Consider the following 26,524-nt stretch of genomic DNA (forward strand, 5'->3'; position numbering starts at 1 on the left):
CGATTTCAGATACAATGCAAGGGCGAGGGAACTAATGAACGACGACACCGCAGTCAGCAGCTCGATGGTGAATGCTGACGACAACCGCTTCACCGCCCTCCCCGGTCGCCCGGGCAAAATCGTCGCCATCCACCTGAACTATGTATCGCGCGCCGAGCAGCGCGGCCGTCGCCCCACCCACCCGTCGTACTTCTTCAAGCCGTCCAGTTCGGTCGCTGCCTCCGGGGGCACCATCGAACGCCCCGCCGGTACCGAATTGCTCGCATTCGAGGGTGAGATCGCCATAGTAATCGGAGCACGCGCCCGACGCGTGAAGCTTGAGGAGGCATGGTCGCACGTCGCTGCCGTCACCGCGGCGAACGACTTCGGTCTCTATGATCTGCGCACGAACGACAAGGGCTCGAACGTGCGTTCTAAGGGTGGCGACGGCTTCACTCCGATCGGACCGATGCTCATCAACGCGCACGCGGTCGACCCCGCCGCACTGCGAGTACGCACGTGGGTGAACGGCGAGCTTGCCCAAGACGACACCACGTCAGGCTTACTCTTCTCGCTCCCCCAGCTGGTGGCAGACCTCTCGCAGCACTTCACCCTTGAGCCGGGAGACGTCATCCTCACGGGCACGCCCGCCGGTTCATCTGTCGTTCTCTCCGGAGACATCGTGGAGGTAGAGGTGGATGCACCGACCGCCGCCGCCGCCGCCGCCGCCGCCCCAACTTCAGGCAGGCTCGTGACCACGGTGACCCAGGGTGAGGCAGAATTTGACCCCACTCTCGGCTCACTCCCCTCGGTCGATGACACCCAACGAGGCGAGGCATGGGGCTCTCCCGCCGCCGGCGCCACTGCCCTCCCCACCCGCGAAACTGCAGCCGATTCCCGCGAGAGTGCATTGTCGGAGACAACGAATGCGCCATCGTGGCTCAGCGCGGAACTTCGGCGCAAGCTCGAAGCAGTCCCCGTCGCGGCCCTGTCTGCACAGTTGCGCAAGCGAGGCCTGAACAACGTCACAATCGACGGGGTGCGACCGATGCATCCGGGCGTCAAGATCGTCGGCACCGCGAAGACCCTCCGCTTCGTTCCTGGGCGCGAAGACCTGTTCACCTCGCACGGCGGCGGGTACAACGCCCAGAAGCGCACATTCGACGCGGTCGGCGAGGGCGAAGTGATCGTCATCGAAGCTCGCGGTGAGCCCGGATCAGGCACCCTCGGCGACGTCCTCGCACTCCGCGCCAATGCCCAGGGCGCCGCGGCCATCGTTACCGACGGTGGAGTGCGCGACTACGATGCCGTGGCGGCCGTCGGCCTCCCGATCTACTCCAATGGTGCCCACCCTGCCGTTCTCGGCCGCAAACATGTGCCGTGGGACCACGACATCACGATCGGCTGCGGCGGCACGACCGTACAACCCGGCGATGTAATCGTCGGCGATAGCGACGGTGTGATCGTCATCCCCCCGTCCCTCGTCGAAGAAGTCGTGAATGCTGCCCTCACGCAGGAGGAAGAGGATTCTTGGGTCGCCGAGCAGGTGACCGCCGGGCATCCGCTCGATGGGCTATTCCCCATGAACGCCGAATGGCGTGCGAAGTACGAAGCTCGCCCACTCGACCACGACAGCACGAAGGGCGGAGCACTGTGAGCGAGACGACGCTACACTCCACCAGCAAGTCCGAGCACGCCTACCAGTGGATCCGCGAACGAATCGCCCGCCACGAGTACGGCCCAGGCTTTCGTCTCGTGCTCGGCCCGATCGCAGACGGGCTCGACATGAGTGTTGTTCCTGTTCGCGAGGCAATCCGCCGACTTGAGGCCGAGGGTCTGGTCACCTTTGAGCGCAACGTCGGCGCGCGCGTCTCGCTCGTCGACCCGGATGCGTACGCCGACACCATGCTCACCCTCGGGATCGTCGAGGGTGCAGCGACTGCACTGTCCGCACCACTACTCACCGCCGACGACCTCGCACGAGCCAGTGAGATCAACGACCGGATGTACCGCCTCCTCGACCATTTCGATGCGCACATGTTCACGACACTCAACCAGCAATTCCACTCGGTGCTGTTCGAGCCCTGCCCCAACGTACAACTGCGCGAACTGGTCTACCGCGGCTGGTCCCAACTTTCTGGACTACGCGACTCCACGTTCTCGTTCGTGCCCAGCCGCGCGAACCAATCTGTAGAAGAGCACACCACGATCCTCGCCCTTATTCGCGACAACGCCGATCCACTCGAAATCGAGCTAGCGGCGCGCAACCACCGACGACGCACCAGCGATGCGCTCACCGCCGCTCGGCTACGCGACGGCGCAACCCCTCACCCCCACTCCCACTGATCCGGAGGCCTCCATGACCGACACCACACTGAAAACTCAGCACCTCCCCGTAGACCTGCCCACGCGCATCCAGCACTACATCGATGGCGAGTTTGTCGATTCCGTCGACGGCGACACGTTTGATGTGCTCGACCCGGTCTCGAACGAGACCTACCTGCAGGCGGCTGCCGGTAAGAAGGCCGACATCGACCTCGCGGTCGCCGCAGCCAAGCGTGCATTTACCGAAGGCCCCTGGCCACAGATGCTGCCGCGTGAGCGCTCGCGCATTCTCCACCGCATTGCCGACATCGTCGAGTCTCGCGATGCCCGCCTCGCCGAACTGGAGAGCTTCGACTCCGGTCTTCCGATCACCCAGGCGCTCGGACAAGCTCGTCGAGCCGCCGAGAACTTCCGCTTCTTCGCAGACCTCATCGTGGCTCAGTCCGATGACACCTACAAGGTGCCCGGTCGCCAGATCAACTACGTCAACCGCAAGCCGATCGGCGTCGCGGGCTTGATCACGCCATGGAACACTCCATTCATGCTGGAGTCGTGGAAGCTCGGTCCGGCGCTGGCCACGGGTAACACCGTCGTGCTCAAGCCGGCGGAATTCACGCCCCTTTCCGCCTCACTCTGGGCCGGCATCTTCGAAGAGGCAGGGCTTCCCCAGGGAGTCTTCAATCTGGTCAACGGTCTTGGCGAAGACGCCGGTGATGCACTCGTGAAGCATCCCGACGTCCCTCTCATCTCGTTCACTGGCGAGAGCAGCACCGGTCAGCTGATCTTCGCCAACGCCGCGCCCTACCTCAAGGGCCTTTCGATGGAGCTCGGTGGCAAGTCGCCCGCGATCGTCTTCGCCGATGCCGACCTCGATGCGGCCATCGACGCAACCATCTTCGGAGTCTTCTCGCTCAACGGCGAACGGTGCACGGCAGGCAGCCGCATCCTCGTGGAACGGTCGATCTACGAGGAGTTCGTCGAGCGATACGCCGCACAGGCGAAGCGCGTGATCGTCGGATACCCCCATGACCCGAAGACCGAGGTTGGGGCGCTCGTGCATCCCGAGCACTACGACAAGGTCATGAGCTACATCCAAATCGGCAAGTCAGAGGGGCGCCTCGTCGCTGGCGGCGTCCGCCCCGACGGCTTCGACACGGGAAACTTTGTTGCGCCGACCGTCTTCGCCGATGTGGTACCGGATGCGCGAATCTTCCAAGAGGAGATCTTCGGACCGGTCGTGGCGATCACCCCCTTTGACACCGACGACGAGGCGCTGGAACTTGCCAACGGAGTCAAGTACGGTCTTGCCGCATACCTCTGGACCAATGATCTCAAGCGCGCGCACAACTTCTCGCAGGCAATCGAGGCCGGCATGGTGTGGCTGAATTCGAACAACGTGCGGGATCTCCGCACCCCCTTCGGCGGAGTGAAGGCATCCGGGCTCGGTCACGAAGGCGGCTACCGCTCGATCGACTTCTATACCGACCAACAGGCCGTGCACATCACGCTCGGTGCCGTACACAACCCCACCTTCGGCAAGTCGGAGGAATGACCCAACCACGAGAAGCAAGGACGCTGACATGAGTACTATCACCCCCAATTCGCCAGAACCCGTCATCACTGTGGAGGATCCAATCCCCGCATCAAACCGGATTGCGACACCACACGCCCCGGCCCCCGACATCCTGCGCTGCGCGTACATGGAGATTGTCGTCACCGACCTGGCGGTATCCCGTGCCTTCTACGTCGACGTGCTGGATCTCGTCGTCACCGAGGAAGATGAGAACACTGTCTACCTGAGGTCGATGGAAGAGTTCATCCACCACAACCTTGTGTTGCGTAAGGGTCCGGTCGCGGCTGTTGCAGCGTTCTCATATCGTGTGCGCTCCCCCGAAGAGCTCGACAAGGCGGTCGCATTTTACGAGGAACTCGGCTGCCGCGTGGAGCGCCGTGCGGAGGGCTTCACCAAGGGCATCGGCGATTCAGTGCGCGTTGAAGACCCGCTCGGCTTTCCGTATGAGTTTTTCTACGATGTTGAGCATGTCGAACGCCTGGCATGGCGGTACGAGCTATACACCCCTGGCGCACTAGTGCGGCTGGACCACTTCAATCAGGTGACGCCGGATGTGCCACGCGCGGTCGCGTACATGGAAGACCTCGGGTTCCGGGTGACTGAGGACATCCAAGACGAAGCGGGTACGATCTACGCTGCGTGGATGCGCCGCAAGCCGACCGTGCACGACACCGCCATGACCGGCGGCGACGGTCCGCGCATGCACCACGTCGCGTTCGCCACGCACGAGAAACACAACATCATCGCCATCTGCGACAAGCTCGGCGCGCTCCGCCGTTCGAATGCAATCGAGCGTGGCCCAGGCCGCCACGGAGTCTCGAATGCGTTCTACCTGTACTTGCGCGACCCCGACGGGCACCGCATCGAGATCTACACGCAGGATTACTACACCGGCGATCCCGACAACCCGGTCGTCACGTGGGACGTGCACGACAACCAGCGCCGTGACTGGTGGGGCAACCCGGTGGTCCCCTCCTGGTACACAGACGCTTCGCTAGTACTCGACCTCGATGGCAACCCACAGCCGGTCGTGGCGCGAACCGACACGTCTGAGATGGCGGTAACCATCGGTGCAGACGGCTTCTCGTACACTCGCAAGGGCGACGAGCGCGATGACCTCCCGGCGTGGAAGCAGGGCGAGTACAAGCTCGGCCACCAGCTCTAACCTCACACCAAGCGCGAAACTTCATAATCGCACGGGGCCGCTCAGCGGCGACCGTGCACGGGTGAAGTCTTACGGGAGAAGTCTTACGGGAGAAAGGAACGACGGATGCTAGGTCCAAAGACCATTGCAGGGATCGCGGATGAGCTGGCCCAAGCAGAGCGCGACCGCACGATGGTGCCGCTGCTGACGAAGCGCCACGAAGGCATGACGGTGGAGGACTCCTACGCTGTACAGAACGAGTGGCGCCGCCGTGGAATCGATGCTGGCCGTCGTCCGGTCGGGCGCAAGATCGGACTCACCTCAAAGGTAATGCAGGTTGCCACCGGCATTACCGAGCCGGACTACGGGTCGATCTTCGCCGATCAGGTGTATGAGAACGGTGCGGTCATCGATCACGCACGGTTCTCAAACGTGCGCATCGAGGTGGAGCTGGCGTTTGTTCTCGCCCATCCCGTTGAAGGTCCGGATGCCACCATCTTCGATGTGATGCGCGCGACCGAGTACGTTGTTCCCGCGCTGGAGATCTTGAGTTCGCGCATCGAGATGGAGGGGCGAACCATCGTCGACACCATCAGCGACAACGCCGCGCTCGGCGGTATGGTCTACGGCGGCAATCCGGTACGCCCAGACGAGGTTGACTTGCGGTGGATCTCCGCGCTGTTGTATCGCAACGAGGTGATCGAGGAATCCGGTGTTGCCGCAGCGGTGCTGAACCATCCTGCGACGGGTGTCGCGTGGCTGGCGAACAAGCTTGCCCAGCACGGTGACCGGCTCGAGGTCGGCGAAATTGTTCTTGCCGGGTCGTTTACCCGCCCGATGTGGGTTTATCCGGGCGATACTGTGCTTGCCGACTTCCGAGAATTGGGGACGATCACATGTCGCTTCGTCTAGCTCCGACCTTCCGCGACCGGTTGGCCGAGTCATCCCGCCCTCTAACTGGGATGTGGGTGTGCACAGGAAGTGCCCTTGTCGCCGAGATTTGTGCCGGCTCGGGTCTCGACTGGCTGCTCATCGACATGGAGCACTCGGCGAATGGCGTGGAATCAACCCTCGCCCAGCTGCAGGCTGCGGCAGCGTATCCGGTGACCCCCGTGGTGCGGGTGCCGAATGCCGATGCCACCGTCATTAAGCAGGTGCTCGATATTGGAGCCCAGAACCTTCTCGTGCCGATGATCTCGTCCGCCGATCAGGCGCGGGAGGCCGTCGAAGCGGTGAGGTACCCGCCGAGAGGGCGGCGCGGTGTTGGGAGTGCTCTCGCGCGCTCTGCCCGCTGGAACCGCGTCGATGACTACCTCACCGATGCCGACAAACACATCTCACTGATTGTGCAGATCGAGACGGCTGCGGCCATCGACTCCGCCGCAGAGATTGCCGCAGTCGACGGCGTTGACGCGGTTTTCGTCGGCCCTTCCGATTTATCGGCATCGATGGGACTGCTCGGTCGGCAGACGCATCCGGATGTTGTCTCCGCCGTTCATCGTACATTCGACGCCGTGCACCAGTCCGGCAAACCGGTAGGGGTGAACGCCTTCGATCCCGTCACGGCGCAGTCCTACCTTGATGCCGGCGCGGACTTCATCGTCGTCGGAGCAGACGTCTCACTCCTCGCGCGCGGATCCGAAGCTTTCGCGGAGCGCTGGGTGTCATCTACAGACAACAGCGATACTGCCCGACCAAGCTATTAACAGCACTGACTCATGCACAACGATCACGCGCGGCAATTAGGCGTTGCCATCCCCAGCGTTGAACCGTTCAGCTTCTTTCTCGTGGAGCAACTTCACCGCTTCGGCTGCCGTAAGCGCGAGAATCGTATCTTCGTCGATGCCGTGGCCGCTGAGCGCCCTAACTAGGTAGAGCGGCAGCGGATCGCGGGAAACAACAATTCGCGGCTGGCCACGGTCAGGCAATATCTGTTTGCGTACACAAGCCAAAAAGGTGTCTCGGTCGACGGCGAGCTGCTCTCGAAGAATGTGCGCCCACATGCTCACACCGTACGTTGACGAATTGACCGGTTTCGAAATGCGTGTCCTGAGAATGCGCCCATCCCACAGCGACAACTCATAGGTGCGATGATGACTTACTGGTTTGCCAGCAGCCCCGCGCACGAGTTCCCAGTTCTCTATTGTGCAAAAGTCGTCGTGATGTTCTCGCGTTGCGGCCGGGTATTTACTCACCGCCGCGCTCAAACCAGTCAAGAAGCTGCTCATCAGTTGACAACTTCACGAGTTGCACGAGCGCCCAATTGCTTGCATGGTTGGGAGCCCGCTCAAGTCGCGCTTCCCAATCCTCTGCATACTCGCGAAGAGACATCACCAAATCCGTAAGAGCATCATCGACCGTTGCGCCTTCTGAGACAAAGGGGCGACCCTCCATCAGTGCTACAGTTCGGCCGTCTTCGCGAGAGAGACTCACGCTAGGTGACACCGTGCGGAAGAAATATGACCGCAAACGTTCTACGGGCAAGACAACAGAAACTTCGCCATCTCTTTGAACAGTAACCGTCCGGCCGCGCGCATTCGCATCGAACACATCCTTGAGATGCGTACGTGTAGCGGTAAACGAGCCGTAATCGGCGACGAGTGACATTATGACCTTCTCCATGAAAATGACGTGCGTACATCGTGTACGTCACGTACATCCTACGTCATTGTGCGTGTCGGAGGCTAGCCCCTTGACGAGCTTCGTCTTTTGTACACTGAGGCGATGATCGATCTCGCCTGGGATGGCTACATCAACGTCCGCGACTTGGGTAGCCTGCCGACCGCCCTCTCCAGCACTGGGTTTACTGCCACCGGCCGGATCGCACGAGGCCCGCGCCGAGAACTACTCACCGCAGCCGGTTGGGGTGCGGCACGCGCGTGGGGTCTCGCCTCAGTAGTGGATATCCGTTGCGCCTACGAGGTCGGTGCGGGCGAAGGTGACCCCGCCGTTTCGGCAGAAACCTTCGCCCGCATCACGATCGTGAATGCACCAACCGAAGATCAAGACGACGCCGAGTTCATGCGAGTCTGTGCCCCCATCCTCGACTCCCCCGAATACTGGGCGCACAACTGGCGACTCCAACCCCAACTCGTGCGCGGTGCGCTCGAAGCAATCGCATCCGCACAACCAGGCATGCTCGTGCACTGCAGCGCAGGACGAGACCGCACCGGGATGATCAGCGCCCTCCTTCTCGGCAACGCCGGAGTTGATCCCAACGCTGTGGCAGCCGATTACGCCGCTTCTGTTCACGCGATGGCCGCAGTTGCGCAGCTCGCGCCCGAAGTGGAGCCTCAGAAAGTGCGGTCCCGCAAAGAAGTTGACCAATGGATGCTCGACAAACTGCCTATTGTTCGGGACACAGCCGCACACACTGACGAAATTTTCAACCTGCTGCACGTATCGGCGTATAGTCGCTCGGCTTTGCGTGCACTGCTCACCGAAGCATAGCTAGCAGCGCCGAGGAGACGCTCCGTCAGCTCAGGCTGCGGAGCGACCGCGACCAGCTAAGCCAGCTCGAACTAACAGCACGTAGATCTGGCAGCCGACACAGTAGTCGAACACCGAGTTCAGGAATGCGGCGACGAATGCGAATTCTGCAGCGACGACGAGCGCGTAGGGTACGGCCGCGAGGTGCAACACGATGCCGATCACGGTTACGGCGAAACCGACACCTTGCGAGAACGTTGGCGGCCGCGGATCTTCGAGGTGGCTAGGCGCGCTCAACCAACGACGAAGGGTGCTTTTGTAGAGCAAGCCATAGGGGTGTCGCTTGATCCCCGCGAACGCTCCCCAGGCGAAAAGGGCAGCAATGATGTTGAACAGGATGAAGGCCGGCTGGCTGGCTCTCGCCCCGATCAAAGCGGGTGGCGACGCAGCAGCGCCCAAACCTAGACCGATCACGGTGAGCAGCAGGACCGCCGTGATGCCGGCACCGAAGCGGGGGCCGCGCGGGTCGATCCCGTCGTGTCCCGGCTTAGCAGCCAAGGCCGCCTTCGAATGGGAAAGTTGTGTCTGCTCGGGGGTGCGGGGTTGCTTCGAGTTGGTGGTCATTGTTGTCCTCCTCGTCAATGTGGGTCGCTAGTGCAGGACCGGGCTGAGCATCCGGTCGAGTTCGGCTCTCACGTCGCCGATTTTAGGGGTGCCGCCGATGCGGGCCTGCAGCACACCGTCGCCATCAAGGATGAACGTGTTGGCGACTGCAACAGGTTGAATTTGTTCGCAATCTCGGGCCGCGAAGTCACATCGATGTCGACGTGATGAACGACTGTGCCAGTTCGGCCACACCCCAACTCAACGACAAACTGCAGCAATGGGAGGACTACTACAACGACGATCGACCCCACGGCGCCCTCGCAGGCAGCACATCCTACGAACACCTCAAACAGAAAACCCAAGGCCCACTGTCATAGGCCTCCGTCAGTTGCACAGCTAGTCGTTAGTCATACGGGTGGAACACCCGCTCACCATCTTGCTCCGCATCAGAGCGGGATGTGGCAACCTGCGGCGATGACGTAAAGGTACGGCCCGTGAACCGCGGTGGCTACTACCGCAAATGCGATAGCAACGGCGCCGAGGGCGGCGATGGGGGCGATGGCCGTACGGATCGATGGCGGTGTAATCAGGTGGCCGATGCGATTGGGGCCTGCGGCGTGGAGGAGCGCGCCGACGGTGTGGCGATCCGGCTGAGCGGTGATGCCGACTTGTGGCTCCCCCAGCTTGAGCAATGCGCTTGCTAGCGCTGGTGTTCCTACCGAGCGGCGAGCCGCATCATCCGCTGCAATTTCAAGGTAGTGCGGCACCGCATTGATAACGGCCGCCATGAGTGGCAACCAGCGCAGGGGCGCAACCACGACATCGAGGGCGGCATGGATGAGGTGGTGGTGTGCGCGCACGTGCTCGCGTTCGTGGGCAAGAACCGCCACGAGTTCTTCGGTACGGAGTGCCGCACTCAGGGTGTCGGAGATCACGATTCCGCCGTGGTGTTGCGGGAGAGAGAACGCGGTCGGGTGCGGGTCTTGAGTCACGAGGACCTGGTGTCCGTGGAGCCTGGCACGTTGCGCCCGCGCCGCAATGTCACGCGCGGTTGCTGCTGTTGCTCGCCCGCGACGCAGCCCGCGAACGACGGCGACAGCAATGAGCGTAGCCAGAGCGAGAGCGGGTAAGAAGATGAGAATTGCAGAGGGGATGACGGTGGCGACCACGCCAGCAGAGGGGAAGGGTGTGGCCGCAGCGATACAGCGCTGACAGACTCCCGTGATGGTCTCCGGCAGAATGGCGGGTCCGGTGAACATCCACGCCAGCATGAGGCTCAATGCGGCCGAGGCCATCAACCAGAGCGCGACGGCGCCGAGCAGCAGCGCGATCGCCGCGCGGGGTGCCCGCATGAGGGCGGGAGCTGCAGCCTGCACGAGCTTCGGTCCGGCCAGCATTGTCGCTACGAGTGTTGTGGCGAGTAGAACAGGCAAGAGTAATGCGGTCACGCGAGTTTATCCTGCTGTGCGAGGTAGTCACGAAGGAGTTTGAGATCGTGCGGGTCGATCGAATCGACAAAGTGCAGAATCGCAGTGGCACGATCGCGACTGGTGTCGAGGGCGACCTCCATCAGGCGCGCTGTGTGTTGCTCACGCGTACAGCGAGCCGCATATTTCACGGCTCGACCTTCGCGTTCGGAGACCACAAGCTCCTTGCGGTCAAGGTTTCCCAGAACCGTGGCAATGGTCGTATAGGCGTGCTTTTCGCCGAGGCGCGTGATGACGTCGCGGATGCTCAGCGGCCCGTCATCCCACAGCGCGTCCATCACGTGCTGTTCCAAACTGCCCAATGGCAGTGGTCGGCACGGTGGTTCGGAGCGTGGTTCGTCACTCATACGGTGACCGCTTCGCGAGGGATAGTGACCGGGCAGGCAACCTGACCGCGCAGTCGCCACACCATGGCCACAGCAGTAAAGACGAGTGCGCCTCCCGCTAGGAACGGCTGGAGCGGCGCGAACCAGGTCAATGCGCCCGTGTAGCCGAGGGCGAGCAGGGCGATCTTGTTGCAGACCGGGCATCCAACTGCGAACCAGGCGAGCATGCCGCCGGTGAGGGCGAAGCGTCCGGTGCGGCGTTCTTCGCGGTCGGCTGAGGCAGGCATCGACACCGCTTCTTCAGCATCCGATGCACCTAAATCGACGCTCGCCGCGCGGCCGTACGGGCGAACATAGGTGGCGATAAGGATGCCCGACATCACGGAAGTGACGATCCACACGGGGTAGTTCCACCACACCGGCGAAATCTCACGGGTGAAGAGGCTGTTGGGGATCAGTACCGTCGCGATGCCGATAACAACGCCGACCACGATCATTGCGAGTGCTGCGGCGAAAATCTGCCGCGGTGTCCACACCCGGAGCGCCTGCCCGGCAAACACTAGAGACTCTTGTGACGCGACAAGCCAGCGATGGGTGAAATTCATACTTACCACTATGCCTGATTGGCTACTATCCTGCATAGTCGACTATGTTGGATAGTTGATGTTGCCCCGAGAGGATTATTGATGAGTGAACAGGCAAGCCCCACCGGTCGAAAGAATCGCGGAGCACGGAGCTGGCTCGTTCCCATCGGCATCATCGTGATCGCCGGCCTGCTCCTCGCCACTGTGATCCTGCAGTTGCGTCCCGATCAGACTCCAGCCGGTGCGATCAGCGAATCCGGTGACAGTAATACCGCCGCCCCCTCCGAGCAGCCTGACCTCACCCAGTTCGAGTATCGCGACCCCGCCGATGTGCAAGCGGCAGGTCCCGTCGATGCCCCGGTTGGACTCATCGTCTTCTCCGACTATCAGTGCCCCTTCTGTGCAAAATGGACGCAAAACACGCTGCCGACGATGATGGAATACGCCGATGCCGGAGATCTTCGCATCGAATGGCGAGACATCAATATGTATGGGAAACCATCCGAGCGCGCCTCTCGCGCCGCCCACGCAGCGGGTCTCCAATCAAAGTTCTGGGAATTCCATGACGCGCTGTACCCCAGCGGTGAACACCTCCCCGAAGCGGAACTGACCAAGGACGCTCTCGTCGCTCTTGCCACCGAACTCGGCCTAGACGCCGAGCAGTTCGCTGCCGACATGGACTCCCCCGCGGTCGTTGAGACAATCAATAAACGTGCTGAGGAGGCACGCCAACTCGGTGTCACCGGAACCCCCTCCTTCATCCTCAATGGGGTTCCCATCGTTGGCGCGCAACCCACCGAGGTGTTCGTGGATGCCGTGGAGAGTGCCCTCGCTGCGGCAGAAAACGGGCAATAAATGGAGATCGGTTTACTGACCGCGTTTCTGGGCGGGATGCTCGCGCTGCTGAGCCCCTGCAGCGCGCTTCTCCTCCCCGCATTCTTTGCCTCCACCGTGGGCACGAAGATGCAACTGCTTGTCCACGGAGCCGTCTTCTACCTCGGGCTCGCTCTCACCCTCGTACCCTTCGGCCTTGGGCTGGGTGCGCTGGGTTCGCTTCTCGTCTCGGAGCGTGGCCTGATCATTGCGGTGACCGCCGTGGTGCTGGTCATTCTGGGCATCGCTCAAATCTTTGGCTTCGGATTCGATCTGTCCCGGATGCTCCCCGGTGCGTCCAAGCTGCAGGAGTCGGCATCCGCGCGCACAGGTCTCGTGCGAACCCTTCTGCTGGGTGCTGTTGGCGGTGTCGCCGGATTCTGTGCCGGACCAATTCTTGGCGCCATCCTCACCCTCGCTTTCGGTCAAAGCAACCTCTGGAATGCTGGAGCACTACTCGCCATCTACGGCCTCGGAATGGTCGTGCCGCTGGTTGTGATCGCAGCCCTCTGGCAGAAAATGAGCGCCCGCGGGCGACGCATGCTGCGCGGGCGAACCTTCACAGTGCTTGGCCGCGAATTGCACAGCACCTCGGTCATCACCGGAACTCTCATCGTTGCGGTTGGTGCCCTGTTCTGGTTCACCAACGGTCTCGTCAGCCTGCCGACTCTCATCCCGACCGACGTGCAGGTGTGGATGCAGGAACGCGGAGCCGTGCTCGCTAACCCCCTCGTCGACATGGTCGCGATCCTCATGGTGGCTGCTATCGTGCTCACGGTCTGGGGCATGAGGCGTCGACGGATTGTTCCGGCGCGACCGCAGGAATCAGCTGTCGAGCGGTCACAATAACGAAGACGATCAGCAACAAGAATATGGTGCCATCGGCGGCGATGTAGAAGTAGTGCCAGAGTGAGCCGGCGGTTTCTTGCCCGGCGAGCACCGCATCCGTTCTCGCATTGAGCGGCGGGCGGATGATCAGCACTTCGGTCAGCAGAACCGCCCACAGCCCGATCAGTAGCCCCCATTGCAGTCGTGAGGCGCGTGGTCGGATCATAGCGGCCGTCAGTATTGCGACGAGTGCCAATGCGGTCATGTTCATGGCGAAGAATACGAGACGCCCAATTCCAAGCCCTAGCTCGAGCGTGATGCCGGGTGCCTGAAACTTCAGCGGCGTCTCCAAGAAGGAGATGGCAATGATCAGCCCCAGCCAGATTGCGGGAGTGACAAGGCGAAGGGCGAGGCTCGTGCGTTGCATGCTTCCAACTTATCGGAGCGACCCGCACGTTAGGCGGTTAGCTCCGCGTGGAGCCCCTCTCGTGAGCCTAGGAAGAGGAGCGGGCGCGGCCAACCACGCCAGCGCGAGCGAGCAGCACGTAGAGCTGGCATCCGAGGCAGTAGTCGAAGACCGAGTTGAGGAATGCGGCGATGAAGGCCATGCCCGCAAAAATCACGAGGGCGTAGGGCACGGCGGCGAGGTGCAGCACGATGCCGATCACAGTGATGACGAATCCGACACCCTGCGAGAACGTTGGTGGTCGCGGGTCTTCGAGGTGGCTCGGCGCACTCAGGCGCGGGCGAATCACTGCTTTGAAAAACACTCCGTAGGGGTGACGCTGGATGCCGGCGAAGGCTCCCCAAGCGAAGAGTGCAGCAATGACGCTGAACAGAATGAAGGCCGGCTGGGTGGCCCGCTCCCCCATTGAGGCAGGTAGCGATGCAGCAGCATCCAAACCCAACCCAACCACGGTGAGCAGGAGCGCTGCGGTGATTCCGGCACCGAAACGGGGACCGCGCGGGTCGACCCCGGCTTGTCCGGGCTTGGCACCCAGGGCTGCCTTCGAGCCGGAAAGTTGGGTCGCTTCGGGCGTGCGTTTGTCATTCGAGGTCATTGTCGTCGCTATCTTCGCTGTCTCTAGTGCTCGTTAGACAAGGACCGGGCTGAGCATCCGGTCGAGTTCGGCACGTACGTCGTTGATCTTGGGGGCGCCGCCGATGCGGGCCTGCAGTACACCATTGCCATCGAGGATGAACGTGGTTGGCGACTGCAGCAGGTTGAACTGGTTCGCGATCTCGGGCCGTGATGTCACGTCGATGTCGACGTGAACGACTGCGCCGGTTCCGTTGTCAAGTTCGTTCGCGAGACCGCTGAGAAGGGTGTGGGTTGTCTTGCAGGGGGTGCAGACCTCGGTGGAGAACTGGAGCAGGGTGACGCGGGTTCCGAACTCGGGGGCACCGGCGATAGAGATGCGGTTGTCAGCATCCGTTGCACTAGTTCGGGTTCGCTGGATGCGGCCGGTCAGGGCATGCCAAACCAGACCCAGTGCGGTGGATAAAGCTACCAGGCCGAGCAGCACAGTCAGGGTTTCCAAGGCGTTCACCTTTCAAGAGTATTGGGGGTTCAAGCGCGTGGACGAAGTGTGACGAGAAGTTACTCAAGCCAAGTCGAATGCGACCCCGGATATTCCTAGGAGCGTCAGAAATGTGGCACCCCTCGGAACAATTACGGCTAGATGCTGATGTGGTCCTTCACGGCAGCTTCCATGTCTGCGAGTCCGGGAGCCATGGCGGCGTCGACAGCGAGGGGGTTGGCGTGGTTGAGTTCCTGCATTCCTCGACCGTCGGGCGCCGAAGCGTTGATCTCGTGCTCGCCGTCGGCGAGTCCGGTCATGACCTGGGCGACAACATCCAAGACGGGGCGACGCTTCCAGTCGGCGTTCTGGGTGCTCATCATCGCGGTGTCGGTGGCGCCCGGGTAGACGGTTGCGACGTGAACGCCGGTGCCGTGGAGTTCGCGGCGCATCGCTTCGCCGAAGGCGGCGAGGCCTGACTTGGTGGCGGCGTAGACGGCGTAGAACGGCATGGCGACAAGAGCAATCTCGCTTGAGATGTTCAGGATGAGGCTCCCATTGGCTGCTCCGCTGGTGCGCAGTTGTGGCAACAGTGCCTGAGTGAGGAGTACTGGTGCGGTGAGGTTGAGGTCGATCATCGCGGTGGCTTCTGCTGCGGTGGACTCTTCGAGTCGGCCAGCGCGCACGTTGCCGGCGTTGTTGATGAGAAGGTCAATCGAGTCCCACGACTTCACGGCCTCGACTACACGCTCGGCAGCATCCGCCTTACCCAAGTCTTGGACGAGAATTTCGGATGTTCCGCCCGCTTCTTTCACGAGATCCGCAGTCTTCTGCAGTGTTTCTTCTTTGCGGCCGACGAGCAGTAGGTGTGCACCCTTGGCGGCGAACTCGAGGGCGAGTGCTTGGCCGATTCCTTGGCCTGCTCCGGTGACAATTCCGCGACGGTTATTGAGATCCATTATGGGGATCCTTCCTATTATGGGGACGGGCCGCGATGGCGACCCAGAAACAAACTCTCGTTATGTACCGAACGGTACCATAGCGTTCTGGGCTTTGCTACCGAAAGGTTCCAAACTCCCCCGAAACGCCGTAAGCTGAAGAAATGAGCACCACCGTCCCTGCCACAACCGGCCGCCCCCGCCTCTTCGATGAAGAAGCGGTGCTGACCGAACTGACGGCAATGTTCTGGCGTCAGGGCTACACCATGACCTCAATGAACGACATTGTGCAGGCCAGCGGCGTTCACAAACCCAGCCTCTACCGCACCTTCGGCAGCAAAGAAGAACTCTTCGCAACAGTGCTGCGCCGCTACCTCGCCGAGCGCATCGCCATGTTCACCAACATGATCGAGCAGGCCGGCCCCGGCATCGAGGGCGTGCACAACTTCCTCACCCTTTTTGAGGCGGATGCCGTCTCCGCCCACGGTCGCGACGGCTGCCTGATGGTCATGGCCTCGAACGAACTCCGCGGCGCCCTGCCCGGCTACGAGTTCTCCGCCGACTACCGACAACAAATGGGCGGCTGCCTTCGCGTCCTTGTCGCGCGAGCAGTGCCCAATGCCGAGCATGGGCTCATTCAAGCGCGCACAGACTTATTGACGACTTACCTGCTGGGGCTCCAGGTGGTCATGCGGGCCGGCGCCGACGCTAACGAAATCCATCAGCAGCTCAACGCCATGCACGTCACCGTCGACACCTGGTGAACCGGGGCCGCGCAAGGCGGGCGTTGGCGCCGAGCAGGAGTGCGAGCTAGAGCGCGGCGCCTGCCGCTGTGGCCTCGGGCACCTCAATGAGGCGCCCCGTCGCTACATCATAGATCTAGCCGTAAACCGGGATGATCAGCGCCCTTCTGCTCGACCGCGCTCCATGATTCAGGAGACGGAGGCTATTCCAACGCGCAGCGTGTTGGATGACACCCCGCCGGTGAGCGCAGGCAGGTTTCGTTTAGCGTCCGACAGAGGGTCGACGTGCGATCTGCACGTTGACGCCCTTCTCCCGCAACCTGTTCACGTGGCGGTGGTCGATCCCGGAATCCACGATAACGACGTCGAAATCGGAGAGCGGAAGCATGGCATGCAATGCTCGCTTCTCGAACTTGGTCGAGTCGGCGAGGAGCACCCTCATGCTGGCAGCCTCGAACATTGCTCGTTTGACGTCGACGGTTTCTAGGGTCTGATGAAAGCAGATGTCGTCGACGATGGCCGATGTGGACATCACAAAGAGGTCTGCACGCAGCTCAGCGATCTCACGCACGGTCATTCGCCCCATGAAGGCGCTACACCAGTTGTAGTACTCCCCGCCGAGTCCGATTATCTCGATGCCCCTCGTACCGCGGAGCTCGTTCATGATGGTGAGCGTATTTGTAATGACTTTGAGTGGCGTCTTGGTGTTCAGGTGTGGAATGAGGTTTAACACAGAGGTCGAGTCATCGAGCATAATCGCCTGGTTCGGCTCAATGTATTCCATCGCGGCGAGCGCCATCGCCTCCTTCTCCGCATGTTGGCGACCGACGCGATAGGCGTCACTTGACTCCACTAGGGCTGTGGAGGTTGCGGTGGCTACACCTCGGCTCTTACGCAGCAGTCCCTGGTCTTCGAGTTCGTCAAGGTCACGGTGGATGGTCATCGCACTAATGCCGAATTGCTCAGCAAGTTGCTCGATCCGTACCGAGCCCTCCGCCATGACGACTTCGCTGATCGCGAGTTGCCGCGAGTGCTGCCGGCCGGCTCGCGAGGGCAGGTGAGAAGACATGCTCGCCATCTATGACCTCCTGATCTTCACTACCGTAGCCCAGCGGCTTCGTCAATGATGCTTGCGAACGCCGCCGGATCGTGGGCGAATCTTCCCAGGAACAGACCATCGGCCCCGCCCCCAAGGGCGCTGAGAAGACCTGGTTTTGCGCTGCCGCCATAGATTACCGCAGTATCAGCCAGCCCGAGCTCGTCAATATGTCGCCGCAGTCTCTCGATCACTGCCACCACGTGCGCCGCCGGTGCTGGCTCTGCTTGACCTATTGCCCACTCCGGCTCGTATGCAACGACAAGGTCACGCAGCCCTGTCGCATTCGCTATAGCCGAATCAAGTTGCGCGATGCACAGCTGTGCCGCGATGTCGGGGCCGATGTGCTCCGCCTCACCGACACACAGCACCGGGGTTAACCCGTTACGAAGAGCAGCGGCAAATTTTCGGCGGACCGTGAGGTCGTCTTCCTGAAAAAAGCGACGCCGCTCAACATGCCCGACTTCTACATAGCTGCACCCGAGACGCGCGAGATCCGCCCCGCTCACTCCTCCTGTGTAGGCACCACGATCCTCCCAGAAGAGGTCTTGGGCTCCCACTGCGATGGGTGAGTCAGCAAGCACTTCGATGACGGCGCTGAGTGCGGGAAGCGAGGGAAGTACAAACAAACGCACGCGCCCTGAGATGACAGACGGGCGCCCACTCGCCGCCTCCCTGAGTGTTACCGCCCACTCCACGCTGGCGTCGACGTCGAGGTAGAGCTTGAGGCTCACCCCCAGCGTCACGGGCGCTCGGGGGTCAGCCACAGGATCCGGTGCTCTCGTATCTTTCGATTACAGCGACCTTGTCTGCAGAGGCGGACGATTCATCGAATTCGTAGCCCAGCCATTCTCTGGCAAGTCGTCGAGCGAGCTCCAATCCGACGACGCGCTGACCGAAGGTCAAAATCTGGGCGTTGTTGCTGAGAACGCTGCGCTCGACGCTGAAGCTGTCATGCGCAGTTACCGCGCGAATGCCGGGAACCTTGTTAGCTGCGATGGCGACGCCGAGCCCAGTCCCGCAGACCAAGAGTGCCCGATCGGCAGCGCCGTCGCGCACTTTCTCTGCCGCTGCGATGGCCACCGCTGGATAGGCGGTGGTACCCTCAGCGTCAACACCTACGTCGATGACTTCTGAAACCCGCGGGTCCTTCTCGAGGTCGGCTTTGAGTGTTTCTTTGTATTGGAATCCAGCTTCGTCAGATCCGACGACTACACGCCATGTGGGGGCCATAATTGCTGCTCCTTAGTTCTTGGTATCGGTTGCGAGCACGTGGCCCGCTACTGTCATCGCCCTGGCGAGGGAGATCGCGCCGGGGTCGGGAGTTCCTAGGCTTTTCTCCATGTGTGGGCGGGCGCGTCCCATTCGAGGGAGCATGTCGGCGGTTGCGTCTGCAGCACGTGTCGCTTCGATCGCGGCGACAGTCCAAGCCGCGGAGAGCGATTCTCCCGATGCGACCTGCGAGGTGAGAGTTTCGGCGAACGGCACGAGCGCATCCACCATCGTCTTGTCGCCGACTTCGGCCTTGCCGTAGCTCTTGATGGAATCGCAGGCTGCCGCGACCGACTGCGAAACATCGGATGCGGTGGGTGCGTGCTCGTCACCGATCCGCTCGCCAGCCGCGCGAAGCGCAGCGCCCCACAGCGCACCGGAGGTTCCACCAGCTTTGTCAGCCCATGCGTCACCCGCGCGGATAAGCACAGTTCCGGTGCCCGCACCCGCGGCAACAGCCAAATCAGCTGCGGCGGCAGCCGCTCTGGTTCCCCGCTGCATTCCGATGCCGTGGTCTCCGTCTCCGGCGATCGCGTCTAAGCGACCCAGCTCGTCAGCGTCACGATCGATCATGTCGCGGATAGCGCCAATGATCGCTTGTGCGATCGGTCCTACCGCAGCCGACTCCACTGAGGCGTCCGGAACAGCCTCAGGCATCTCAGTGTTTGTAGATTCAAGAATGGGTTCGCTACCTGCGCCAGTTGGTACGACGACGCCCTTGCGGTATCCGGGTGTGTAGCTGGGTGACGACCATGCGGCCTCGAGTTGGTCGTCAAGCCAGAACAGAGTCAGCGAGACTCCGGCCATTTCGAAGCTGGTGGCGTATTCACCAACCTCTGGTTCTACAACGGTGATTCCAGCGTTCGTGAGAAGTTTTTCGACGGCAGCGTAAATTACGAACAATTCCTCGGACTTGACTGAGCCCAAGCCGTTTACGATGACAGCCGCACGCAAGCTGTCGGCGAGGGAGATATCGTGCGGAGCCTCGTCGAGCAATCCGGCAACTAGACGTACGGCGATTTCGTTCGCTGTTGGCAGCGGAATAACTTCAATGCCGGGTTCACCATGAATTCCCATCCCAACCGCCATCTGACCTGCGGGGACCGTGAAGAGCGGTTCGCTCGCACCAGGGAGCGTGCATCCGGAGAATGCCACGCCGAGCGATCGGACTCGCGAGTTTGCACGGCTCGTAAACTCGGCGACCTCGTCGAGGCTCATGCCTTGTTCTGCCGCCCAGGCTGCCGCACGGAATACCGCTAGGTCTCCGGCAACTCCACGACGTTTGGTATGTTCCGCGGGTGACGCACTGTAAATGTCGTCGGTCACGCGCACTGTGCGGCAAGGAATTCCCTCGTCGATGAGCCGTTTCTCGGCCTGATCGAAGTTCAGAACATCGCCGGCATAGTTGCCGTAAGTAAAAATGACCCCAGCCTCGGTGGCGACCGATTTGGCTACGGAGTAGATCTGCTGGGTGCTCGGTGAGGCGAATACGTTGCCCATAGCTGCGGCGTGGGCGAGCCCCGCACCGACCAGACCTGCAAAGGCGGGATAGTGTCCCGAGCCGCCACCGATCACGACAGCGACCTGCCCGTGTGGCGTTGCCGTTGCTCGTGCAACTCCCCCAGTCACACGTCGCACGAGGGTTCTGTGGGCGGCGACGAAGCCTGCAGCGGACTCGTCGGCGAAGTCTGCCGGGTCATTCAGAACGTAGCTCATGATGTCTTTCGTGGTTAAAAGTGGATGGTGTGTATGTGTTGGTGCGAGTGTGGGGCGGATGCTCGTGTGAGCGCGCATCCGCCCCACCTAGTCGCCGGGTGGGACGGCCAGATCTTCGAACGGGATTAGCCGCCGTAGGTGAACGGATCCGTCATTTTGTCGACGTTGTCTACGGTGATGAGGATGCAGTCAAACGACTGCTTCTCGGTCTCAGGAGCGTTGCCTGTCTTGATGAACTCGTCGGCCAACTTGACCGCTTCCTTCGCGAAGACTGCTACGGGCTGCAGCACCGTATAGGCGAGCTCCCCCGCGGTCACTGCGTCGACTGCGTCGGGCGATCCGTCGAAGCCTCCGACTACGACACCGTCGAGCTTTCCGGCCTCTTTCAAGGCAGCGATCGCCCCGAGCGCCATCTCGTCATTACCCGAGATCACTCCAGTCAGACTGGGGTTCGATTGGAGCAGCGACTGCATCTTGTCGTGACCCTTGGTGCGGTCCCAGTCGGCTACCTCTGTGCCCGCTTGAACGAGATCGGGGTACTGGCCGATGACAGTTGTGAATCCGTTAGAGCGCGTCTGTGCATTGTTATCGGAGGGCGCACCGAACAGTTCGACATAGTCTCCGACCTCGCCCATCTGGGCGACCCATTCTTGGGCACCGATAGCGGCGCCCTGTGCGTTATTCGAGACGAGTTGCGCCTTCGCAATCCCCGTTTCGTTGATTTCTGCGTTGACGAGGAACACGGGGATCCCGGCAGCATCGGCCTTCTGCACGGCCGCCACTGACCCGTCGGCGTTGGCAGGGTCGAGGATGATCGCTACTGACTTATTCGAGATCGCGGTGTCGATCAGCGTGTTTTCTGTGTTGGTATCACCCTTGTGTGCTCCAACGGTTGCTTCATAGCCGAGCTCCTCTGCTGCGGCTTTAGCGACATCCCCTTCGGTCTTCCAGTACGGATTAGCGGGGTCGTTGACGATGATCGTGATCAGACCTCCGCCTTCTCCGCCGGCGGAATCGGATGAGTCGGGTTCTGCCGTAGAGCATCCTGCGATTGTCAGTACGACTGCGCCCACGGTAATGAGGGCGGTAATTGCCTTCTTGCGCATCATGTGATGCGTCCCTTCTGTTGGTTTTCCCTTGGTGGTACGGCACAGAAAAGCCTGCGCCGCGTGGCAAATCAGTTCGTGCCGACAGGTGCCGGTGGTTCTTGATTCGACGTCGAGTTGTCCGCTGGGGCGGTGGGTTTGGTCTGTGCAGCGGGGCGGCGACGGCGTCCGTATTGCAGGCTGTTGAGGAGCACTGCGATGACGATCACTGCGCCGATGAAAACCATCTGCCAGTAGGCCGAGACTCCGACAATCACGAGACCGTCGGAGAGGAATCCGATAACGAAAGCTCCAAGCAGTGTGCCTTTGACACTGCCGCGGCCTCCCATTAGCGAGGCTCCTCCGATAACCACTGCTGCTATGGCAGTGAGCTCGTAAGTGTTTCCCGCAGTCGGGCTGGCGCTCGTGAGCGTCGAGGCAAGGATGAGTCCGGCAATTGATGCACAGATCCCCGAGATGACGTACACCCAAATCTTCACTCCGCGTGCGGGTACGCCGGAGAGTTCCGCTGCGCGCTCGTTTCCGCCCGAGGCGTAGAGCCAGCGGCCGAAGACAGAGCGGCTGAGGATCAGTCCGAGCACGATCGCGATAATGCCCATGATGAGTACACCGATAGGAATGTTAAAGATGCGGTTGAAGCCGAGCCACGCAAATCCGGTGTTGCCTAGCTCCGGGTCGCCGGAAAGGTTGTTGATGGTCAGACCGTTGGTCATCAGCAGCGCAAAACCGCGGACGACATAGAGCATGCCTAGAGTGGCAACGAATGGCGCAACGTTGAATCGGGAGATGAGAAAGCCGTTGACAAATCCGATCGCCGCCCCGACCCCACAGGAGAGGATCACGACGACGGGGACGCTGGGGTACAGAACTACGCCGAAGATATTGAGGGGGACTCCCTGCATCAGGAAGCCGGCAATCACCGCGGAGAACCCGAGGGTTGATCCGACCGAGAGATCGATCCCGCCGTTGAGCACCACAAGCAGCATCCCCATGCCAAGGATCGCGTAGATCGCCACGTGTGATGCCATGATCAGCACGTTTCCGGTGGTCAGATAGTTCGGCGAGAGCATCGAGAAGACAATGATGATGAGGATCAGCGCCAGGAATGCGCGCCCCTCAATCAGCAGTTTCGTGATGGAGAACTTTTTCTTGTTCTCAGTGATGGTCGTAATTGTCGTCGTCATTGTCGATCCGTCCTGGGGGTGCGCTATGCGGCCACGGCTTCGCCCGAGGCGGCCATGATCATCTCTTTGGTTGCATCTGGGCCGAACTCGGCGGAGATCTGTCCGCGGCGGAGCACAATGATGCGGTGGGCAATGCTGAGGCACTCGCCGACCTCTGAGGTGGAGTAGACCACCGCGAGGCCTTCGCGAGCTCGATCGGCGAGCAGTTTGAATACTTCGGCTTTGGCACCGATATCGATCCCACGGCTGGGCTCGTCAAGCAGCATCACTCGCGGCTCGGTCGCGATTACTTTGCCGATGACGACCTTCTGCTGGTTGCCGCCCGACAGTGCCCCAATGGGCAATTCAGGTCCGGGGGTTTTGACCGTCACGGTGCGGATGAGATCTTGTGCGCGATCCTTTTCTACTCGACGCGAGAGTAGCCCGTTGACGACTGAGTCGCGCAGGCTGGCAAGTGTGAGGTTCGATCCGACGTCGAAGGTCTGCACGAGACCGTCGCGCTGGCGGTCCTCGGGTACCAGACCGACACCGAGTGCGATGCGTTCGGCGATGGATTCTTTGCCCAGTGGTCGGCCATCCAACAGGATTTGGCCGCTGTCGGCTGGTTCGCGACCGGCGATGGCTTCAAGCAGTTCGGTGCGTCCGGCACCCATCAGTCCGTAGAGGCAGACGATTTCTCCTGCGCGGACGTTAAGGTCCAGATCGTTGACTACGACTCGTTCGGGATTCTCCCGATCAAGAACGCGCAGCGCTTGAACGCTCAGTACGGTCTCACCGAATTCATAGCCTGTGGGCGGTGAACCTAGGTCGAAGTTTTCGCCGACCATGTTGTGCACGATCCACTCAAGGTCGATGTTCGCGCGCTCGTCTTTTGCGGTCATTGCACCATCTCGCAGCACGACGGCGTGGTCGGTAACTTCTAATGCTTCCTCGAGGTGGTGGGAGATGTAGACAATGGCGACGCCGCGGGCGGTGAGTTCGTGGATGATCGTGAATAGGATCTCGACTTCGGCCGCAGCTAACGCCGAGGTCGGTTCGTCCATGATCAGGATTCTGGAGTTAACCGAGAGTGCGCGGGCGATTTCGATGATCTGCTGCTGGCCGACTCTGAGGTCGGAAACTAAGGTGTCTGGCTCGATCCGAAATTGCATCTCTTCGAGGAGCGTGCGAGTCTGCCGAGTTTCTTCGGCATAGTCCACCCCAAACGGCCCTCGAATTTCGCGACCCATGAAGATGTTGTCGCGCACAGAGAGGTTCGGGGCAAGGCTGAGTTCCTGGTGGATTATCGAGATTCCACGATCGCGTGCATCCGTCGTGGAGTTGAACACGACTGGTTGTCCGTCGAGAACTATGTTTCCCGAGGTCGGCTGTTCGACGCCGGAAAGGATCTTCATCAGTGTCGACTTGCCTGCACCGTTTTCGCCGAACAGGGTGGTAACTGTGCCGCGTTTGATCTCGAAGTTCACGCCTTTGAGCGCGTGGGTTCCGCCGTACTGTTTCACGATGTCACGTGCTTCGAGCACAACGTCGTCGAGCTGTTCACTCACTGGATCGTCATCTCTACCGGAGTGACCAGCCATGAGCTGGGGTTGATCAAAGTAAATGCGCCAGTGATTTCGATCGTCGCGCCTGTGAGGTTCGCTGTATCCAGGTTTGCCAGCACTTGCGCCTTGAGTTCTTCGTTGAGGGCGGATGCTGCGTCTTGATAGTCGATCTGGTTGACAAATTGCCCGAATTCGATCTCACCGGTCGCATCCCGCAGTTCGGTGCCGTTGATCGCGGGGCCAGTCTGGATCCGAATCAATAGGTCACCGGGGATGCCGTCGACGGCAACCTCGTAAATACCTGATTGTCCTTCCCCGACCACGCCGGTAAAGGTGGTGCTGTATACGGCTCCGCCCGAGCTTTGCACGGCGTACTTTGCGGCAGCAGCAGCGGGGTCCTCGGCGATTGCGGTGGCGAGGGTTTCGGCGTCGGTTGCTTGTTCAGAGATGGCTGATTGCACGCCGGGGAATGTCTCTCCCCCGTAGCTTGCGGCATTGAACTCTTGTGTTCCTTGCGCGAGTGGGTCGTCGGCTTGGACGATCTTGGTTCCGGCAATCATCCCGATGAGGACAACAACGATTGCTCCTAGCCCGATGCCTCGCTTGGCTGCCCGTGAGAGTGGGGCCCGCGGTGTCTTCACGGTCGTTTCTGTTGTGGTGGGGTCGCTCACGGGATGAGCACTTTGGATTCGGTGTCGTTTGGGCGAATCTGGAGCTTACGTCCGGTGCCCTTGCGGAACAGGTCAAGTGCTTTCTCATAGTCGTCAAGGGTGAACGAGTGACTGATCATCGCCGTGGCGTTGACCGCTCCAGCCTCGAACATCTCGACGGCACGACCGAAGGAATTGAGCACAGCCATGGTGCCGACTATGGAGATCTCATCTCGGTAGATGCGGAACGGTGAGAACTTTGCGGTGCCGTCAGCTGGTGCGACGCCGAAGTCTTGGAAGAAGCCAGCCGGTTTTACCCTGGTGAGTCCATCTTCGATTGCGCGAAGGTTGCCGGTGCAATCGATGACGACATCCCATTTCTCGCGGTCGGCATCTTCGGCAGACGTGTAGCGCAGCTCGATGCCACATTCCTTGGCGACCTCGAGCCGGTCCTCGTTCAGGTCGATGATGGTGACGGATGCGGCGCCGGTGCGGGTGGCAAGTTGCGCCATGAGCAGCCCCATAGTTCCGGCTCCGTAGACGAGCACGTGGTCTCCCAGACGGCGCGGCAGAACGTCCCAGCCTCGGATCGCGCAAGCGAGAGGCTCAATAAGTGCGGCCTCGTAGAGGTCCGTTTCGGGCTTGAGCTTGTACACGTTGCCTGCCGGTGCAACGAAGAATTCTTGGGATGCGCCGTCGGATGCGACGACGCCGAGTCCGTTCCAGAAGCGACACAGGTTCTGATGCCCGTTGAGACAGAACTCACACTCGCCGCAGGTGGTGCTGGGGTTAATGGCAACATGGTCGCCAACCTTGAAATCGAACACCTTGTCGTTCACTGCCTCGCCGAGGGCGACGATAGTTCCTGTGGCCTCATGGCCGGGAACCAGAGGAAACACGGTGCCTTCGAACTCCCCATCGAACACATGAGTGTCGGTTCCACAGATGCCCACCGCAGCGGTCTTGATCAAGATCTCTTTATAGCCGGGTGTAGGTTTCGGTCGCTCTTCTAGAGCAAGCTCACCTTGAGACGTGAATACTACTGCGCGCATCTTTGCTCCCGTTTTACGTGTCCCTCCGCGCGTTCACCTTCGCGTCGTTGGGAGGTCTTGAGGTTCTACGAAATAGAAAATTTCGTGTTGCATTCTCGCATTCATCTAACATGAACACGTTACAAACACCGTAAATGGCGATACGAGCCGTGTCAAGCGACAAACTCACCGGATTCTCGATGTGACGTTTCAGGAAGCACTCAGATAGGCACGATTATCACATTAGGGAATTCACATGGCACGTAACGGCAGCTTCACCTTCGACGGAGGTGCCGACACCTATTTCGGTACCGCCTGATCACGATCGGCATCTACGGCTTCTGGGTCGAGTAGGTGGGATGGCGAAGAACTCGTCATGCACGACGGTGGTGCGGATATCGCCGGTCGGCTCAGCGGACCCCGGCAGCCGCGCGTCTCTTGGGTCTGGACAACCCTTCGCTAGAAGGAGGTATCACCACACCGGCATCGATTTCTTCCAGGGTGATCGGCGGGCAGGCCAACTCGCTCTTCCAATACATCTGGGTGATCCATGCGGCTGCTGAGACTTCG

Annotated in this window: 30 protein-coding genes; 11 read left to right on the top strand and 19 right to left on the bottom strand. The window is 61.0% G+C overall.

Annotated features, from left to right (window positions below; all coding sequences use genetic code 11):
• Positions 1 to 34 precede the first annotated feature (34 nt).
• The 6 genes from ACTJJW_RS03955 (at position 35) to ACTJJW_RS03980 (ending at position 6,727) form a co-directional block, all read left to right on the top strand.
• Complete coding sequence (locus ACTJJW_RS03955; protein WP_462642827.1) at positions 35 to 1,636, top strand: fumarylacetoacetate hydrolase family protein; 1,602 nt, start codon at positions 35 to 37, stop codon at positions 1,634 to 1,636.
• Entirely contained in the window at positions 1,633 to 2,325 is a 693-nt protein-coding gene (locus tag ACTJJW_RS03960; protein ID WP_462642828.1) for a GntR family transcriptional regulator, read from the top strand. The genes ACTJJW_RS03955 and ACTJJW_RS03960 overlap by 4 nt, the downstream gene beginning before the upstream one ends.
• A gap of 13 nt (positions 2,326 to 2,338) precedes the next feature.
• Positions 2,339 to 3,856, top strand: coding sequence for a 5-carboxymethyl-2-hydroxymuconate semialdehyde dehydrogenase (hpaE, locus tag ACTJJW_RS03965; RefSeq protein ID WP_462642829.1), 1,518 nt, complete (start codon positions 2,339 to 2,341; stop codon positions 3,854 to 3,856).
• Between the two features lie 28 nt (positions 3,857 to 3,884).
• The gene (gene hpaD, locus ACTJJW_RS03970) at positions 3,885 to 5,042 is read left to right on the top strand and encodes a 3,4-dihydroxyphenylacetate 2,3-dioxygenase (RefSeq protein ID WP_462642830.1); all 1,158 of its coding nucleotides are present in this window, start codon (positions 3,885 to 3,887) and stop codon (positions 5,040 to 5,042) included.
• Positions 5,043 to 5,147: 105 nt separating this feature from the next.
• Entirely contained in the window at positions 5,148 to 5,933 is a 786-nt protein-coding gene (locus tag ACTJJW_RS03975) for a fumarylacetoacetate hydrolase family protein (protein WP_462642831.1), read from the top strand.
• Positions 5,918 to 6,727, top strand: coding sequence for an HpcH/HpaI aldolase family protein (locus tag ACTJJW_RS03980; RefSeq protein WP_462642832.1), 810 nt, complete (start codon positions 5,918 to 5,920; stop codon positions 6,725 to 6,727). The genes ACTJJW_RS03975 and ACTJJW_RS03980 overlap by 16 nt, the downstream gene beginning before the upstream one ends.
• 36 nt (positions 6,728 to 6,763) lie before the next feature.
• Here ACTJJW_RS03980 and ACTJJW_RS03985 read toward each other — a convergent pair whose 3' ends face one another.
• Both ACTJJW_RS03985 and ACTJJW_RS03990 read right to left on the bottom strand, forming a co-directional pair.
• Positions 6,764 to 7,216 carry a cytotoxic translational repressor of toxin-antitoxin stability system gene (locus tag ACTJJW_RS03985; RefSeq protein WP_462642833.1) on the bottom strand — a complete coding sequence of 151 codons (453 nt, stop codon included), beginning with the start codon at positions 7,214 to 7,216 and terminating at the stop codon, positions 6,764 to 6,766.
• A complete protein-coding gene (locus tag ACTJJW_RS03990) occupies positions 7,209 to 7,628 on the bottom strand; it encodes a hypothetical protein (protein WP_462642834.1) in 420 nt (139 codons plus the stop codon). The genes ACTJJW_RS03985 and ACTJJW_RS03990 overlap by 8 nt, the downstream gene beginning before the upstream one ends.
• Positions 7,629 to 7,745: 117 nt before the next feature.
• On the opposite strand from ACTJJW_RS03990, the gene ACTJJW_RS03995 reads away from it, so the two are divergent.
• Positions 7,746 to 8,471 carry a tyrosine-protein phosphatase gene (locus ACTJJW_RS03995; protein WP_462642835.1) on the top strand — a complete coding sequence of 242 codons (726 nt, stop codon included), beginning with the start codon at positions 7,746 to 7,748 and terminating at the stop codon, positions 8,469 to 8,471.
• A gap of 30 nt (positions 8,472 to 8,501) precedes the next feature.
• Here the strand turns inward: ACTJJW_RS03995 and ACTJJW_RS04000 are convergent, their stop codons facing one another.
• Positions 8,502 to 9,074 carry a DUF4395 domain-containing protein gene (locus ACTJJW_RS04000; RefSeq protein ID WP_462642836.1) on the bottom strand — a complete coding sequence of 191 codons (573 nt, stop codon included), beginning with the start codon at positions 9,072 to 9,074 and terminating at the stop codon, positions 8,502 to 8,504.
• Between the two features lie 206 nt (positions 9,075 to 9,280).
• Here ACTJJW_RS04000 and ACTJJW_RS04005 point away from each other — a divergent pair, with 206 nt between their 5' ends.
• Positions 9,281 to 9,433, top strand: coding sequence for an integrase core domain-containing protein (locus tag ACTJJW_RS04005; RefSeq protein WP_462642895.1), 153 nt, complete (start codon positions 9,281 to 9,283; stop codon positions 9,431 to 9,433).
• 69 nt (positions 9,434 to 9,502) lie between these two features.
• On the opposite strand, the gene ACTJJW_RS04010 is transcribed toward ACTJJW_RS04005, so the two are convergent.
• The 3 genes from ACTJJW_RS04010 to ACTJJW_RS04020 are packed head-to-tail and all read right to left on the bottom strand — an operon-like array spanning position 9,503 to position 11,474.
• Complete coding sequence (locus tag ACTJJW_RS04010) at positions 9,503 to 10,504, bottom strand: M56 family metallopeptidase (protein WP_462642837.1); 1,002 nt, start codon at positions 10,502 to 10,504, stop codon at positions 9,503 to 9,505.
• On the bottom strand, positions 10,501 to 10,890 hold the full coding sequence (locus ACTJJW_RS04015) for a BlaI/MecI/CopY family transcriptional regulator (protein ID WP_462642838.1): 390 nt from the start codon (positions 10,888 to 10,890) through the stop codon (positions 10,501 to 10,503). Before ACTJJW_RS04015 ends, ACTJJW_RS04010 begins: the two co-directional genes overlap by 4 nt.
• The gene (locus ACTJJW_RS04020) at positions 10,887 to 11,474 is read right to left on the bottom strand and encodes a hypothetical protein (RefSeq protein WP_462642839.1); all 588 of its coding nucleotides are present in this window, start codon (positions 11,472 to 11,474) and stop codon (positions 10,887 to 10,889) included. The genes ACTJJW_RS04015 and ACTJJW_RS04020 overlap by 4 nt, the downstream gene beginning before the upstream one ends.
• Before the next feature lie 81 nt (positions 11,475 to 11,555).
• Here ACTJJW_RS04020 and ACTJJW_RS04025 point away from each other — a divergent pair, with 81 nt between their 5' ends.
• Positions 11,556 to 12,308, top strand: coding sequence for a DsbA family protein (locus tag ACTJJW_RS04025; RefSeq protein ID WP_462642840.1), 753 nt, complete (start codon positions 11,556 to 11,558; stop codon positions 12,306 to 12,308).
• Complete coding sequence (locus ACTJJW_RS04030) at positions 12,309 to 13,175, top strand: cytochrome c biogenesis CcdA family protein (protein ID WP_462642841.1); 867 nt, start codon at positions 12,309 to 12,311, stop codon at positions 13,173 to 13,175.
• Here the strand turns inward: ACTJJW_RS04030 and ACTJJW_RS04035 are convergent.
• The 4 genes from ACTJJW_RS04035 to ACTJJW_RS04050 all read right to left on the bottom strand — a co-directional run bounded on the left by ACTJJW_RS04035 (position 13,099) and on the right by ACTJJW_RS04050 (position 15,633).
• Positions 13,099 to 13,581, bottom strand: coding sequence for a hypothetical protein (locus ACTJJW_RS04035; protein WP_462642842.1), 483 nt, complete (start codon positions 13,579 to 13,581; stop codon positions 13,099 to 13,101). The genes ACTJJW_RS04030 and ACTJJW_RS04035 overlap by 77 nt on opposite strands.
• A gap of 67 nt (positions 13,582 to 13,648) precedes the next feature.
• Positions 13,649 to 14,215 carry a DUF4395 domain-containing protein gene (locus ACTJJW_RS04040; RefSeq protein ID WP_462642843.1) on the bottom strand — a complete coding sequence of 189 codons (567 nt, stop codon included), beginning with the start codon at positions 14,213 to 14,215 and terminating at the stop codon, positions 13,649 to 13,651.
• Between the two features lie 33 nt (positions 14,216 to 14,248).
• A complete protein-coding gene (locus ACTJJW_RS04045; protein ID WP_462642844.1) occupies positions 14,249 to 14,704 on the bottom strand; it encodes a TlpA family protein disulfide reductase in 456 nt (151 codons plus the stop codon).
• A gap of 128 nt (positions 14,705 to 14,832) precedes the next feature.
• Positions 14,833 to 15,633 (bottom strand): SDR family NAD(P)-dependent oxidoreductase, encoded by an 801-nt coding sequence (locus ACTJJW_RS04050; RefSeq protein ID WP_462642845.1) that lies wholly within the window; start codon positions 15,631 to 15,633, stop codon positions 14,833 to 14,835.
• Between the two features lie 143 nt (positions 15,634 to 15,776).
• Between ACTJJW_RS04050 and ACTJJW_RS04055 the strand changes: the two genes are divergently transcribed.
• Complete coding sequence (locus ACTJJW_RS04055; RefSeq protein ID WP_462642846.1) at positions 15,777 to 16,376, top strand: TetR/AcrR family transcriptional regulator; 600 nt, start codon at positions 15,777 to 15,779, stop codon at positions 16,374 to 16,376.
• Between the two features lie 241 nt (positions 16,377 to 16,617).
• On the opposite strand, the gene ACTJJW_RS04060 is transcribed toward ACTJJW_RS04055, so the two are convergent.
• The 9 genes from ACTJJW_RS04060 to ACTJJW_RS04100 all read right to left on the bottom strand — a co-directional run bounded on the left by ACTJJW_RS04060 (position 16,618) and on the right by ACTJJW_RS04100 (position 25,975).
• The gene (locus ACTJJW_RS04060) at positions 16,618 to 17,424 is read right to left on the bottom strand and encodes a DeoR/GlpR family DNA-binding transcription regulator (protein WP_462642847.1); all 807 of its coding nucleotides are present in this window, start codon (positions 17,422 to 17,424) and stop codon (positions 16,618 to 16,620) included.
• 29 nt (positions 17,425 to 17,453) lie between these two features.
• Complete coding sequence (locus tag ACTJJW_RS04065; RefSeq protein WP_462642848.1) at positions 17,454 to 18,218, bottom strand: triose-phosphate isomerase family protein; 765 nt, start codon at positions 18,216 to 18,218, stop codon at positions 17,454 to 17,456.
• Entirely contained in the window at positions 18,211 to 18,684 is a 474-nt protein-coding gene (locus ACTJJW_RS04070) for a ribose-5-phosphate isomerase (RefSeq protein ID WP_462642849.1), read from the bottom strand. The genes ACTJJW_RS04065 and ACTJJW_RS04070 overlap by 8 nt, the downstream gene beginning before the upstream one ends.
• Positions 18,685 to 18,696: 12 nt before the next feature.
• Complete coding sequence (locus ACTJJW_RS04075) at positions 18,697 to 20,439, bottom strand: dihydroxyacetone kinase family protein (RefSeq protein ID WP_462642850.1); 1,743 nt, start codon at positions 20,437 to 20,439, stop codon at positions 18,697 to 18,699.
• Between the two features lie 125 nt (positions 20,440 to 20,564).
• Positions 20,565 to 21,548, bottom strand: coding sequence for a substrate-binding domain-containing protein (locus ACTJJW_RS04080; RefSeq protein ID WP_462642851.1), 984 nt, complete (start codon positions 21,546 to 21,548; stop codon positions 20,565 to 20,567).
• Positions 21,549 to 21,616: 68 nt separating this feature from the next.
• On the bottom strand, positions 21,617 to 22,729 hold the full coding sequence (locus ACTJJW_RS04085; protein WP_462642852.1) for an ABC transporter permease: 1,113 nt from the start codon (positions 22,727 to 22,729) through the stop codon (positions 21,617 to 21,619).
• A 23-nt stretch (positions 22,730 to 22,752) separates the two neighbouring features.
• Positions 22,753 to 24,276, bottom strand: a complete 1,524-nt coding sequence (locus tag ACTJJW_RS04090; protein ID WP_462642853.1) for a sugar ABC transporter ATP-binding protein — start codon at positions 24,274 to 24,276, stop codon at positions 22,753 to 22,755.
• Complete coding sequence (locus ACTJJW_RS04095; protein ID WP_462642854.1) at positions 24,273 to 24,944, bottom strand: DUF2291 family protein; 672 nt, start codon at positions 24,942 to 24,944, stop codon at positions 24,273 to 24,275. The genes ACTJJW_RS04090 and ACTJJW_RS04095 overlap by 4 nt, the downstream gene beginning before the upstream one ends.
• Entirely contained in the window at positions 24,941 to 25,975 is a 1,035-nt protein-coding gene (locus tag ACTJJW_RS04100; protein ID WP_462642855.1) for a zinc-dependent alcohol dehydrogenase family protein, read from the bottom strand. The genes ACTJJW_RS04095 and ACTJJW_RS04100 overlap by 4 nt, the downstream gene beginning before the upstream one ends.
• Positions 25,976 to 26,524 lie beyond the last annotated feature (549 nt).

The sequence above is a fragment of the Rhodoglobus galactosidasius genome, assembly GCF_054957775.1.